We start from the raw sequence: 14,599 nt of genomic DNA, 5'->3' as shown, positions 1-14,599 counted from the left end.
GCTTAGCAGCAATCTATAAATTTGTAGGGAAACATCATCTATCTTGGGATAGTTAAGCGCAAAGGCCCCGTTTTGAGGTGAAGATGGCTATTATTAAAATTCCTTAAGTATTTAAAAAATAAAGGTTTTTAGGTTATTTCTCGGTATATCAAACTATACTAAAGTGTGCGGTAGTGTTGTCTTTAAGGTGACTTACTATCTGAGTTGGCGGCAGCCCTAATTAGTATTATTTTTCCGTTATTCATAGGGTGTTTTTGTTATGAAAAACAGTGTTAGGCTTTTTGTTGTTGTGCTTTGCTTGCTTGCATTTTGGGGCTGCAATGAGCGCAAGCGGTTGGTTGACCTTGGCACTGAAGCGCAAATAATGCACATCAGTAATGCTGCTGAAGTTTCGGGAGTTGACCCACATACAACAACAGGAATGCCAGAATATCGGATACAGATGGCCTTATTTGAAGGGTTGGTAACCAAACATCCTAAAACATTAGAAGTGATGCCGGGTGTCGCTGATAACTGGACCATCTCCGATGATGGATTAATTTATACCTTTCATATTCGAGAGAATGCCAAATGGTCAAATGGGGAAAAGTTAACGGCCAATGATTTTGTTCAGTCCTGGCATAGGGCATTAATGCCTGCATTGGCGAATGAATATGTGGAGTCGCTTTTCGTTTTAAAAAATGCTGAGAAATTTTTTAAGCACGAATTAGAATTTTCCGAGGTTGGCGTTAAAGCGTTGAACGATAGTTCCTTGCAAATTGAACTGGAAAATCCCACCCCCTATTTTCTTCAGCTGCTTGATCACCACAGCATGTTTCCTGTTCATATAAACACGATTAAAAAGTTTGCTGCTGTTGATGAGCGAGATTCAACATGGACAAAGCCCGAAAACTTTGTCGGCAATGGCCCTTTTGTTATTCATGAGTGGACACCCGGAAAAGTTTTTTCTGTGACTCCAAACCCCTATTATTGGGATGCAAAAATGGTCAAGTTAAAGGAAATGCGCTTCTATCCCGTAGAACAATTGCTGGCTGAAGAGCGCATGTTTAAAGCAGGGCAGTTGCATAAAACAGAGTGGATGCCCATTGCAAAAATTGAGAAATACAAAAATGCGAATGATCCTGAATACGTTACCTTTCCTTACTTGGCCACTTATTTTTACATATTGAATGTCACTAAACCTCCTACAAATGATGCGCGTGTGCGCAAAGCCTTGGCCTATGCAGTTGATCGGGAGTCAATCGCCAAAAACATTACTAAAGGGCAGCAGCTGCCAGCCTATGCGCTTACCCCTCCAGATGTATTAGGTTACACATCAAAAGCTAGAATGACATACGATATTGAAATGGCTCGCAAGCTGTTGGCGGACGCAGGTTATCCAAATGGAGAGGGAATGCCACCGATAGAGCTTATATACAACACATCAGAGGATCATCAGAAAATCGCTCAAGCCGTACAGCAAATGTGGAAAAAAAATCTCAATATAAATGTAACGCTACAGAATCAAGAGTGGAAAGTGTTTTTGGATAACCAAAAACTGCTTAACTATCAAATTGCGCGCATGGCGTGGGTTGGTGATTATGTTGACCCCAATACCTTTCTGGAAATATTTATAACAAATGGCGGGAATAATAGAACTGGATGGTCAAATGTGCATTATGACCAACTAATTCGTTCTGCTGCATCAGCCAAAAGTAGAGATGAACGTTATGATCTCTTACAGCAGGCGGAGCAGATATTAGTAGACGAGGCACCGTTTATTCCCATTTACAATTATTCTACTAACAATTTGTTATCTAGAGATGTTAAAGGCTATTACATGAATATTATGGATTACCATCCGTATAAATATATCTATTTAGAATCCAATAAAAAATGAGGTCGGCATGCTGATTTATATTATTAAGCGCTTGCTTCAGGCGATTCCAGTTTTACTAATAGTGATTACCGCTACATTTTTTATGGTGCATGCAGCACCCGGCGGACCGTTCGATAAGGATCGAGCCGTATCTGCCGAAGTGATGAAGAAGTTGAATGAGCAATATCATCTAGATGATCCTTTATGGAAACAGTATGTCAATTATTTGGGTAATCTACTGCAAGGAGATTTTGGCCCATCTTTTAAGTATCCGGCGCACAGTGTCAATGATTTGCTCCTTGCGGGGCTGCCCGCAACGCTAGAGCTTTCTTTTTACGCTATTGTGTTTGCTCTAGTTATTGGGCTTTCTGCAGGAATTTTAGCTTCTTTAAAACCTAATACGGCGCAAGACTATGTGCCCATGTCAGCAGCAATGATTGGAATTTGTATGCCGACCTTTGTTTTGGGCCCTATTTTATTATTGGTCTTTGGTATTTGGTTGGGATGGTTTCCTGTTGCAGGTTGGGGGCAGATTCCTGGCGATAAAGTTCTTCCATCCATTACCTTGGGGTTTGCTTATGCTGCTTATATTGCGCGCATCAGCAGGGGGGGCATGCTGGAAATTATGTCGCAAGATTACATTCGCACTGCGCGAGCAAAAGGTCTATCTACTCTGCGTATTGTTTTTGTGCATGCACTTCGCGGCGGAGTCACTCCGGTGATTTCGTTTCTTGGTCCTGCGCTTGCCGGGTTGTTAGCCGGCTCTTTTGTGGTGGAATCTATTTTTCAAATACCTGGATTGGGGCGATTTTATGTTACGGCAGCATTTAACCGTGATTACACTATGATCTTGGGTTTTACCATTTTTTTTGCCGCGCTCATTATTATTTTTAACCTGCTAGCCGACATAATTCTGGTGCGGTTAAACCCTAAACTGCGGCAAGAACTTCAGGGTGGAAATTAATAATGTTGAATAATGAATTATCTGCCCAATCACAACCATTGGAAAAAGGCACCTCGTTAACTCAAGATGCATTTGCACGGTTGCGTAAAAATAAAATGGCAATGGCAAGCCTCTTAATACTGCTGTTGATTATCGTTGTTTCTTTATTAACACCTTGGATCGCCCCTTACTCTTACGAAGAGCAAAATCTGGATTTAGGTGCTTCTGCGCCTTCTGCTGCGCACTGGCTCGGCACAGATGTTCTTGGTCGCGACCAACTGACACGTATCATGTATGGCAGCCGCATATCATTGATGGTGGGATTTATTGCAACTGCAGTTGCACTGACGATTGGTGTTTTATGGGGCTCTGTTGCAGGCTTTGTTGGCGGCCGGGTAGATGCCATTATGATGCGAATTGTTGATGCACTCTATGCCTTGCCTTTTACTATTTTTATCATTTTACTCAGTGTTATTTTTGGTAGTAGCTTGTTGTTACTGTTCCTGGCTATCGGCGCGGTAGAGTGGTTGACTATGGCGCGCATTGTTCGCGGGCAAGTATTAACAATTAAGCGGCAAGAGTTCGTTGAGGCCGCCATATCGATGGGACTATCCCCTTGGCGAATTATTTCCCGGCATTTAATTCCTAATGTGCTCGGCCCTGTCATCGTTTACACAACACTCACCATCCCTAGCGTTATTTTATTGGAATCCTTTTTAAGCTTTTTGGGTTTGGGAGTTCAGCCGCCAGCAAGTTCCTGGGGGTCGCTAATTTCTGATGGTGTGGAAACCATGGAAGAATACCCGTGGCTTCTGATATTCCCCGGCTTGGTGTTAACCATTACCTTGTTTTCTCTTAATTTTCTTGGTGATGGTTTGCGCGATGCACTTGATCCACGAGCATCCAAGGATTAAATCATGGCAAACGAAAAATTACTCACGGTAGAAAATTTGCGTGTTTTGTTTAACACCCGCAACGGCCAAACCGTTGCAGTGGAAAATTTAAGTTTTTCGCTTGCGCCCGGAAAAGTATTGGGTATTGTGGGGGAGTCAGGCTCAGGCAAATCGGTTGCCTGTTATGCGCTGATGGGATTAATTCCCTCTCCACCAGGAAAAGTAGAATCAGGTCGAGCACTGTTTTACGGTAAAGATCTATTGCAAATGTCTGAGGCTGACTTGCGTCACGTGCGCGGGCATAAGATAGCAATGATATTTCAAGACCCAATGACCTGTTTGAATCCTTATATGCGTATTGCCGATCAATTAATTGAGGCATTATTGCAACATAAAAAAATTAGTAAAAAAGAAGCGCGACAAAAATCAATAGCAGCACTAGTTGAGGTTGGCATTCTTGATGCTGCCATGCGTATTGATGAATATCCCCATCAATTTTCTGGCGGTATGCGCCAGCGCGTTATGATCGCAATGGCGTTGCTAGCTGAGCCAGAGATACTGATTGCCGATGAGCCAACTACCGCGCTAGATGTTACTGTCCAAGCGCAAATTCTCGCACTGATCAAAGGCTTGCAACAAAGCCATAATCTTGCAGTAATTTTTATTACTCATGATTTGGGCGTTGCAGCGCAAATGGCCGATGACATATTGGTGATGGAAAAAGGCAAATTGATAGAGCAGGGAACCACCGAGGCTATATTTAAATACCCAACGCAGGAATATACAAAAAAGCTACTCAGTGCAGTTCTTACTACAGCCAAACCGGTTGCAAGTGAAGCTAAAGCGAATGAGTCACCATTGCTCGACGTGAAAAATTTGCAGGTGGGCTATGCATCTTATACTGGTTCTTTGTTTAATCGTAAGAAGCAGTTTTCACGAGGAGTGGATGATGTCAGCATTACCATTCGAAGAGGTGAAATTTTAGGATTGGTGGGTGAGTCAGGTTCGGGTAAATCAACGCTGGGAAGAAGCATTGTTCGATTGGTGGATGCGCAATCCGGGCAGATTTTGTTTAACGAAAAAAACTTACTGGATTTGTCAGCTGCTAATCTCAATCTTATGCGCCGCGATATTCAGATGATTTTTCAAGATCCATACGCGTCATTAAATCCACGTATGACGGTATTTGATACTCTGGCTGAACCACTCTTAGTGCATGAGCTTGCTAATAAATCAACAGTCTTGGATAAGGTCAACGAGCTAATGGATGATGTTGGATTAGACCAACGTTTTATTCGGAAATATCCGCATGAGTTTTCTGGTGGGCAGCGTCAGCGTGTCGCAATCGCGCGTGCAATTGCGTTAAAACCAAAACTAATTGTGGCCGATGAGCCGGTGTCGGCATTAGATGTAACCATCCGTGCGCAAATTCTAAGCTTACTGTTGGAGTTAACCCGGAAACATAATTTGACCATGTTATTTATTTCACACGACATGTCTGTTGTGCGTTATTTGTGTGATCGTGTGGTTGTTATGCAGCAAGGAAAGGTAGTTGAAGAAGGGGAGACCGAGCAACTGTTTTCTGCACCGCAAGATGAATATACGCGGCAGCTATTGGCAGCCATTCCCTGCTTATGAAATAAGAAAGCATAAGAATGGGTTAGGGTACTCATTCTTATGCTGCCTTTTCTATTGCGAAGTGATTTTGGTATAGATTGCTTGATATTCTTTAGCGCTAGTATTCCACGAAAAATCTTTGCTCATAGCGTTTAATTGCAATTTTTTCCATTGGTCTTTTTGATGGAAAAGATTGGTGGCTCGTTGAATTGCGGCAAATAAAGCGGCGGCAGTCGCCTCTTCAAACACAAAACCATTGTTTTTTTCTGCATCGGTTTCGTCCATGCTTTCAAAAACTGTATCGCGCAACCCTCCAACTGCATGCACAACGGGTAATGTGCCGTAGCGCAAACTGTACATTTGATTCAAACCGCAAGGCTCAAAAATGGAGGGCATCAGAAAAATATCGCTACTCGCCTCAATACGGTGTGCAAAAGATTCGTTGTAGCCCAAGGTCACCGCAACCTTCAGTGGGTATTGCACCGCAATATGTTTTAAGGCTTGCTCATAGTGCGGAAATCCACTGCCTAAAATGACTAATTGGCAGTTTAGGCTCAATAAATCCTTCATTTGTGAGAGAATTAAATCGACTCCTTTTTGATCTACCAGCCGCCCAATAAAGCCCAGTAGTGGAATGTCGGCACTGATGGTAAGTCCAAGCTCTTCTTGTAGCGCCTGTTTGTTTTTTACTTTATTGGCGAGCGTGCGGCGATTGTAAGTACAGTTGAGGTGTGAGTCGCTTCCTGGATTCCATTCATCTGTGTCAATGCCATTTAGAATGCCGGCTAGCGAATCACTTCGGTAGCGCATTAGCCCATCTAAACCACAGCCAAATTCCGGTCGTTGAATTTCTTGCGCATAACTTGGGCTAACTGTAGTGATGAAATCAGCAAATGCTAATCCCCCTTTCATAAAAGACATCTGCCCATAAAACTCCAAGCGTTCATGATGCCAAAATACGGCTGGTAAATTTAACTCCGCAAACGCTTGATAGGAAAATAAGCCGCGATATGCAAGATTATGAACGGTAAATACAGTTGCAGGATGATGAGGGTGTAATGAAAGCAGCGCGGGAATCAGCCCTGTTTGCCAGTCATTGCAGTGCACTATATCGGGCGTCCAATGCAAACCTACTTGATTCAAAGCAATGAGCTCTGCAACTTTAGCAAATATATAAAAACGTTTGTGATTATCGGGCCAGTCATTACCATCTGGGCCGCAGTAGGGATTGCCGGCGCGATCAAAAAATTCCGGTGCGTCAACCAACCATACAGTGAGCTTGGTTCCCGGTAAACGCGTTTGTTTTAACGATATGGAATACCCGTCAACGTTTAATTGGGCAATTTCTTTAACACCAGCATTTTTTGCTTTTTCTAATACACTGGTATAAGCGGGCAGTAGTATTTTTACTTCTTGCCCCAATTTTAATAACGCACGCGGAAGGCTTGCCGCAACATCGGCAAGACCTCCGGTTTTAATCAGTGGATAAACCTCACTGGTTGCAAATAAAATCTTCTGCATAAGTGATCCTTCTGGGTATTTATTTAAGCAAGTTTAATAATCAGCGCACCCAATGGAGGCAAATTTATTTCAAGTGATTGTTGATGGTTCATCCACGGTACGGGTTGTGCGTAAATTGGATTAGCGTTGCCCCAGTTACTGCCGCCATAAAAACTTGAATCGGAATTTAATATCTCTTGATAAGCCCCCGCCACAGGTACACCTATCCGATAATTGGATCGCGTGACCGGTGTGAAATTTAGTATGACGATACTAAAATCTTGATCACTTTTGCGAATGTAGCTCACAATCGATTGTGTGCTGTCATGGCAGTCGATCCATTCAAATCCATCGCCGCGAAAATTGCGCTGATAAAGTGATGGCATGCTGGTATAACAGTGATTTAAATCTTTCACCAATGCATGCATACCCTGGTGCGGTGCGTAGTCTAATAAATTCCATTCGAGTGTGCGGGCTTGCGCCCATTCACTCCACTGTGCAAATTCACTGCCCATAAATAATAGTTTGGTGCCCGGGTAGGTAAATAAATAAGTATAGAGTAAACGCAAGTTGGCGAATTTTTGCCAATCATCACCGGGCATTTTATTAATCATGCTACCTTTGCCGTGTACTACTTCATCGTGTGAGAATGGCAGCATAAAATTTTCGGTAAACGCGTACATCATGCCAAAGGTTAATTGATTGTGATGATATTGTCGGTGAATTGGGTCTTTACTGATGTAATCCAGTGTGTCGTGCATCCAGCCCATATTCCACTTCATTGAAAATCCTAGGCCGCCAACCCAAGTGGGACGAGTGACTTGTGGCCAGGCAGTTGACTCTTCTGCAATTACCAACGCGCCAGGATGTTGCCCATGGCAGACTTCATTGAGTTTTTGCAAAAACGTCATAGCTTCAAGGTTTTCATTGCCGCCATGAATATTCGGTATCCATTCGCCTGGCTCCCGGGAGTAGTCCAAATGCAACATGGAGGCAACTGCATCAACACGTAAGCCATCGAGGTGATATTCTTTTAACCAAAAGAGTGCGTTAGCCAATAAAAAATTGCGCACTTCATTGCGACCATAGTTGTATATCAAAGTGCCCCAATCGCGATGCTCACCCAGGCGCGGATCTTCATGTTCATAGAGCGCAGAGCCATCAAATCGGGCGAGGGCGTGTGCATCTTTAGGGAAATGTGCGGGAACCCAATCGAGAATAATCCCGATATTGTGGCGATGAAGATAATCCACAAAGTAACGGAAATCATCTGGTGTTCCAAAACGGCTTGTCGGGGCGTAATAACCGGTTGTTTGGTAACCCCATGAGTCATCAAGAGGGTGCTCGCTGACTGGCATAATTTCGATGTGAGTGAATCCGAGCGGTTTTACATAATCGACAACTTGGTGAGCAAGTTCACGATAATTCATAAATTCGCCAACCCAACCGCGCCGCCAGGAACCGAGATGCATCTCGTATACCGATAGCGGCGATGATTGCCAGTCCCACTCTGCACGCCTATTCATCCAATCGCCATCCTGCCATTCATAGGCGGATGGATCTTTAACAATCGACCCGGTGAGCGGACGCAATTCAAATGCTTGGCCATAAGGGTCAGATTTAAGAAATACCGCCCCAGTTGCGCGATTGCGAATTTCAAACTTATATAAGGCTCCAGCTTTGATACCTGGGATAAATACCTCCCACAGTCCGCTTCCACCACGGACGCGCAACGGGTGGTGGCGCCCATCCCAATCATTAAAGTCGCCGACAACACTAATGCGTTCCGCATTAGGTGCCCAGGTAGCAAATAACACACCGTCAACGCCGTTGACCGTGCGAGGGTGCGCTCCCAGATGTTGGTAGATGTTCCAATGTTGACCTTCCGCGAACAGGTGCATATCGATATCGCCCAATTGTGGTGCAAAAGAGTAGGGGTCGAATTCGGTGCGAAGTTGATTGTGGCGATCATTCCACTGCAACTGGTAATGCATGGGCAGATCCTTTTCCAGCCCAAACCATTCGAAAAAATCAGTGCCCTCCACACGGTTTAATGGTTGCTGTTGTGCATTGGTCAAGACAGCTGCGGTGCGTGCGCCGGGCAGATATGCCCGCACTAGCGTATCGGCTGTGGCGGTTGCTTTAGCGCCAAGCGGGTGGCGTCCAAGTACTTCGAAAGGATCGTGATGGGTTGCAGTTATTATGCGCAACATCTCGTGAGATAAGGGTTTGTCCTGTTTCGCAGTTAGCATTCAATCGATTCCTAAATGATTATTTTGGCGCGTGAATTTTCACTTTTTTGTTAATGCCCACTTTTGGGCTACATAAAAACGTAATATCGCTAAGCTCTACTAGCTTAGCGAGTATCTACTATTTTTGTTGCACCATTTTTTTGCAAAAAATGTTTTCAATTAAAAATATTTGCAGGTTCAATGCCAAACTTGAGACTACACTTTGTTTTGCATTGAAAGCGAGCATTAAGTGCCGCAATAAATGCACGATAAAAATTTTGTGGCGCGCATCGAGTTAGGCACCAATTAATTTATTGGCACTGATATTGCTCTTACTCCAAGCATAACATTCACACAAAATTCATAAATCAGACACAATAGCTATAAGGAATGCGTAGTAATGAGTAAACCAACATCCGGGCGTTTTGTTAGCCGTCTTACACGAGAAACATTAGCCGTTATCCTTGCCGGTGGGCGCGGTTCCCGGCTACATCAACTAACTGATTGGCGTGCAAAACCTGCCGTACATTTTGGTGGTAAATTTCGCATCATCGACTTTCCGCTCTCCAACTGTGTTAACTCTGGCATTCGTCGCATCAGCGTATTAACTCAATACAAGTCCCACTCATTGGATAGGCACGTGCAGCGCGGCTGGGGATTTTTGGGTGGTGAGCTGGGCGAATTCGTTGAATTATTGCCTGCGCAACAACGTTTGAGTGAGTCTTGGTATGCGGGAACCGCAGATGCAGTCTTACAAAACATCGATATTATTCGTCGCCACAATCCTGAGTATGTACTAATTCTTGCTGGTGATCATGTATACAAAATGGACTACGGTACCATGATCGCGGCACATGTTGAGCGCGGCGCAGATATCACCGTTGGTTGCATTGAGGTTCCGCTGGAAATTGCACATGCATTCGGTGTGATGGATATGGATAAGGATTATCGCATCGTAAAATTTACTGAGAAACCAGCAAACCCTGAGGCTATGCCAGGCAAGCCCGATAAAGCCTTAGCCTCCATGGGCATTTACGTATTCAGTACCAAGGTATTATTCCGCGAGCTACTAAAAGATCGTGACAATCCAAATTCGTCGCACGACTTTGGTAAAGACATTATCCCATCGATGATTAAGTCTCATCGTGTCACTGCATTTCCTTTCCGCGATCCAGTTTCTGGCGGCGATGCTTACTGGCGCGATGTAGGCACTGTGGATTCACTTTGGGAGGCAAATCTGGAATTAACCGGAATCACCCCTGAGTTGGATTTATATGATGCCGAATGGCCAATTTGGACTTATCAGGAACAAGTGGCGCCGGCAAAATTTGTCTTTAATGACGATGGCCGTCGTGGTTATGCAGTTGATTCTTTAATTGCTGGTGGCTGCATTATTTCCGGCTCTGCTATTAAGCATTCGCTACTATTTCCGCGTGTGCGCGTGCACTCCTATTGTGAGATTGAAGATTCAGTTTTATTCCCAACTGTTGAAGTAGGGCGCCGCTGCAAAATTCGCAAAGCACTTATTGATCGCCGCTGTAAAATCCCCGAGGGCACCATCATTGGTTATGATTTAGAGGAAGACAAAAAACGTTTTCACGTGTCTCCCAAAGGTGTAGTGCTAGTTACCCCCGACATGCTAGGACAGGATGAAATCAATGGTTAACAATGGCAAAACGAAGGTCGTTTTTCTCTGGCATATGCATCAGCCCGATTATCGCGACATTATGACAGGAGAATATTATTTTCCTTGGACTTATCTTCACGCCATTAAAGATTATGTTGATATGGCTGCGCACATCGAGGCGCAGCCAGCTGCTAAAGCGGTGGTGAATTTCGCTCCGATTTTATTGGAGCAGTTAGACGATTATGCGCAGCAAATTGCTGCGCATTTAAAAGATCAAAGTAAAAAGATTAAGGATGCCGTACTCGCATCATTAGTTGAACCTGTGTTACCTGCACCAGGCACCATGGCTTTTTCTGATCTAGCCAAAAAATACTTGCGCGCAAATCGCGAGCGTATGATCGAACGTTTTCCTGCTTACAATGAACTTGCCAAGGTTGTGGGTGCTTTTGATGAAAAACCATTTATCAGTCGCTATCTGAATGAACAGTTTTTGATTGATTTAGGCGTCTGGTATCACATTAGCTGGTTAGCGGAAATTCCACGCCGTAGCGATGAGCGAATTCAGCGTCTGCAGAAAAAGGAGCGCAACTTCTCCTTGGAAGATCGCCGTGAACTACTTGGCATAATTGGTGAACTGGTTGCTTCAATTGGGCCGCGCTACCGCAAACTTGCAGAAGCAGGTCAAATTGAGCTCTGCATGAGCCCCTATGCACATCCAATTATTCCATTGCTTATCGATTTAAATAGCGCCAAAGAAGCCATGCCAGATGTCAGCTTGCCAAATGCTACTTTTTATCCAGATGGGCGCAATCGCGCCAAGTGGCATCTACATGAAGGGTTTAAAACTTTTGAACAATATTTTGGCATGCGGCCACGCGGATGTTGGGCATCAGAAGGATCACTAAGTGATGAAACCTTAAAACTGTTGCATGAAGCAAAATTTGATTGGGCGGCAACCGGAGACTCTGTGTTGCACAACAGTTTGCGTGCGCCAGAAAACAAAACGGTTGCAGAGCAGATCCATAAGGACAATCAGTCACTGCATCGTGCCTATGAATTTGCCAAGGTGAAAATTAATACATTTTTTCGCGATGACGGCCTGTCTGATTTAATTGGATTTAAATACGCCACATGGCATTCCGACGACGCAGTTGGAGATTTGCTTAATCACATGGTGCATATCGCCAATGCTAGTAATGATACAAAAAATACTGTTATTTCCGTGATCATGGATGGCGAAAATGCGTGGGAGTATTTTCCTGAAAACGCCTACCATTTTCTACACTCTCTCTATGAGCGCTTAACAGCTCATCCACAACTTGAACTTGCCACCTACAGTGAAGTACTAGATCAACAGCAGCCAACGCCTGTCGCTTTGCCACACTTGGTAGCGGGCAGCTGGGTTTACGGCAGTTTTTCTACCTGGATTGGCGACAAAGATAAAAATCGCGGTTGGGATATGCTTTGCGATGCCAAACAGCAGGTTGATCTTGCGTTGGCTAAACAGAGTTTCTCTGCAACACAATTAGCCCAAATTGAAAAACAATTGGCGCTTTGTGAGGGGTCAGATTGGTTCTGGTGGTTTGGTGATTACAATCCAGCCCAAAGCGTTGGTGATTTTGAATACCTATTTCGCCGTCATTTAATGAATTTATATTCATTGATCGAACAGCCTCCACCTGCCTATTTACATGAGGTGATTAGTGTTGGCGGAGGTGATCCTGCAACGGGCGGCGTAATGCGACAGGGTCACTCAAATTAACCTCCCCTGCGATTTTGTAAAAAAGAATATTTTTCCGTAACAATAGAAAGGGAAGGGCATTAATGGCAGATAAATCACCAATTTTTCAACGACGTACAGCTGGTGTTTTGTTGCATCCAACTTCGCTGCCTTGCTCGGAAACTTGCTGGAAAAAAAATAGCAAAAAAGCATTCGGTACTTTAGGAAAAGACGCCTATTATTTTATAGACCTTATCGCTCGTGCAGGGCTGACAATTTGGCAAATGCTGCCTACCGGACCGACGCAAGCTGATATGTCGCCGTATCAATCTATTTCGGCACATGCTGGGAATCCCGACCTGATTAGCCTTGACGTGCTGTTGGAAAAAGGTTGGATAACGGCTGAAAATGTGCAACTAGTTGGTGAGACATCTTTACCTTATGCACGTCAACAGTGCGCTATTTCTTTTTATCAGTACTTGGAAACTAGTGCGGGCGCTAGCACCCGGCAACAATTTGAGAATTTTTGTTCACAACAACATTATTGGTTAGATGATTTTGCACTGTTCAGTGCATTGCGCGTTGAATTTAATGGTTCGCCCTGGAATACATGGCCAGTTGAGCTGCGTAAACGCAATAAAAATGCATTAACGAATATTCGCGTAAAGCTTAAAGCGATAATTGACACTGTAGTATTTGAACAATTTTCTTTTTTTACGCAATGGCAAGCACTGAAGTCCTATGCTAATCAACAGGGCATTAGTTTGTTTGGCGATATGCCCATCTTTGTTGGTCATGACAGTGCTGATGTGTGGGCAGAGCAACATTACTTCCAATTAGATGAACACGGCAATCCGCTGACAGTTGCAGGCGTTCCGCCTGATTACTTTTCTGAAACTGGTCAGCATTGGGGCAACCCACATTATGCCTGGGATGTCATGGCGGCGGATGGTTTTCAGTGGTGGTTATCGCGTTTGCGCACGCAACTGCAATTGTTTGATCTTATTCGAATCGATCACTTTCGCGGCTTTGAAGCCTATTGGGAGATCCCGGGAAATAGTCATGATGCTCGTCTAGGTAAATGGGTTAAAGCGCCTGGCGAAGCATTTTTGAAAGCCTGTTTTGCTGCTTATCCAGGTTTGCCGTTGGTAGCAGAGAACCTCGGCGTCATTACTGATGAGGTTGAGGCGCTACGCAACCAGTTTGAATTGCCCGGCATGCTGGTATTGCAATTTGCGTTTGATGGCAACACCAACAATCCGCATTTACCACACAATCACATCCGTAGCGATGTGATCTATACCGGTACTCATGATAACGATACAACGGTCGGATGGTACGAAAGCCTGCCCGATGAGAATCGACAACAAGTAAAACAATACTGTTTCAATTCTGCCGATGAAATGCCGTGGTTATTAATTGAGGCGGCGTTGGCATCGGTAGGGCGCATGGCCATTATTCCCATGCAAGACTTTCTGGAATTGGATGGAGGGCACAGGATGAATATGCCCGGTACAACGGATAAAAATTGGGTGTGGACGTTTTCGTGGGATCAAGTTGAACCCACACTTGCTGAGCGTATTCGGCAGTTGTTAGCAGCCTATAACCGTTTGCGCTAGCTGCGCTGTAAGCCAAACCTTATAGAACATTATCACTCAACCTTAAGTAGGAACTGCTATGGAACATAGATGCAGCGCACGCTATACAGCCGATATTAAAATTCTGATTTATCGTTACGACGTGCCCATAGCCATAGGTCGTATCAAAAATGGGACTCGCTATGGTTTATATATCGAGTCGGATTTGGTAGACGTAAAGCCCTTACAGCAATTGGGTATAGAAATATTGGTATATCGCAGTGCACAAAAATTGCAGCGTTATCGCTTTGATTCAATGGTTATACACACTACAGATCATGGATTTGGTGTTGAGCTAGATACACTGGATGAAGATGCAGGCAATCAATTGACGGAATTGCTGCGCGCATCACCAGAAACCCCACAAGAAAGTGAATTGTTTGGTATGGTTGCCAGCGCTTGAGTCATTGTGACAAAGGTGTTCTTTTAACGGATTGGTTGAATTCCAGGGAGGAGATTTGCTGGGAGAGGCTCCAATGCTAATTGCGCATAATTAAGTCCGGCCATTATGTTACCCGCAGGGCGCCGTAGGCGAATTCGAAGCCGCGATAATAGCGATTAGCTCGCGGCGAG

At 44.3% G+C, this 14,599-nt stretch carries 10 protein-coding genes; 8 read left to right on the top strand and 2 right to left on the bottom strand.

Annotated elements, in window-relative coordinates; all coding sequences use genetic code 11:
* Nucleotides 1-259: 259 nt before the first annotated feature.
* From AWU77_RS08740 to AWU77_RS08725, 4 genes are read left to right on the top strand one after another with little or no spacing between them, the layout of a single operon-like run.
* On the top strand, nt 260-1,879 hold the full coding sequence (locus AWU77_RS08740; RefSeq protein WP_062061870.1) for a peptide ABC transporter substrate-binding protein: 1,620 nt from the start codon (nt 260-262) through the stop codon (nt 1,877-1,879).
* A gap of 7 nt (nt 1,880-1,886) precedes the next feature.
* Nucleotides 1,887-2,822 (top strand): ABC transporter permease, encoded by a 936-nt coding sequence (locus AWU77_RS08735; protein ID WP_062061868.1) that lies wholly within the window; start codon nt 1,887-1,889, stop codon nt 2,820-2,822.
* A 2-nt stretch (nt 2,823-2,824) separates the two neighbouring features.
* Nucleotides 2,825-3,715, top strand: coding sequence for an ABC transporter permease (locus AWU77_RS08730; protein ID WP_062061865.1), 891 nt, complete (start codon nt 2,825-2,827; stop codon nt 3,713-3,715).
* 3 nt (nt 3,716-3,718) lie between these two features.
* Entirely contained in the window at nt 3,719-5,332 is a 1,614-nt protein-coding gene (locus tag AWU77_RS08725; RefSeq protein ID WP_062061861.1) for an ABC transporter ATP-binding protein, read from the top strand.
* Between the two features lie 51 nt (nt 5,333-5,383).
* On the opposite strand, the gene glgA is transcribed toward AWU77_RS08725, so the two are convergent.
* Together glgA and glgB are read right to left on the bottom strand one after the other, a co-directional pair.
* The gene (gene glgA, locus AWU77_RS08720) at nt 5,384-6,832 is read right to left on the bottom strand and encodes a glycogen synthase GlgA (protein ID WP_062061858.1); all 1,449 of its coding nucleotides are present in this window, start codon (nt 6,830-6,832) and stop codon (nt 5,384-5,386) included.
* A gap of 23 nt (nt 6,833-6,855) precedes the next feature.
* Entirely contained in the window at nt 6,856-9,063 is a 2,208-nt protein-coding gene (glgB, locus tag AWU77_RS08715) for a 1,4-alpha-glucan branching protein GlgB (RefSeq protein ID WP_062061854.1), read from the bottom strand.
* Nucleotides 9,064-9,442: 379 nt separating this feature from the next.
* Between glgB and glgC the strand changes: the two genes are divergently transcribed.
* The 4 genes from glgC to AWU77_RS08695 all read left to right on the top strand — a co-directional run bounded on the left by glgC (nt 9,443) and on the right by AWU77_RS08695 (nt 14,429).
* Nucleotides 9,443-10,708 carry a glucose-1-phosphate adenylyltransferase gene (gene glgC / locus AWU77_RS08710; protein WP_062061850.1) on the top strand — a complete coding sequence of 422 codons (1,266 nt, stop codon included), beginning with the start codon at nt 9,443-9,445 and terminating at the stop codon, nt 10,706-10,708.
* Nucleotides 10,701-12,431, top strand: coding sequence for a glycoside hydrolase family 57 protein (locus AWU77_RS08705; protein ID WP_062061847.1), 1,731 nt, complete (start codon nt 10,701-10,703; stop codon nt 12,429-12,431). The genes glgC and AWU77_RS08705 overlap by 8 nt, the downstream gene beginning before the upstream one ends.
* 62 nt (nt 12,432-12,493) lie before the next feature.
* Nucleotides 12,494-14,008, top strand: a complete 1,515-nt coding sequence (gene malQ, locus AWU77_RS08700; protein WP_062061844.1) for a 4-alpha-glucanotransferase — start codon at nt 12,494-12,496, stop codon at nt 14,006-14,008.
* Nucleotides 14,009-14,066: 58 nt separating this feature from the next.
* A complete protein-coding gene (locus AWU77_RS08695; RefSeq protein WP_062061841.1) occupies nt 14,067-14,429 on the top strand; it encodes a hypothetical protein in 363 nt (120 codons plus the stop codon).
* Nucleotides 14,430-14,599 lie beyond the last annotated feature (170 nt).

Origin of the sequence: Cellvibrio sp. OA-2007 (assembly GCF_000953825.1) — a bacterium.
GTDB lineage: Bacteria > Pseudomonadota > Gammaproteobacteria > Pseudomonadales > Cellvibrionaceae > Cellvibrio.
Note: the sequence above shows the minus strand (reverse complement) of the source record. Positions and strands in the feature narration are given on the sequence as shown.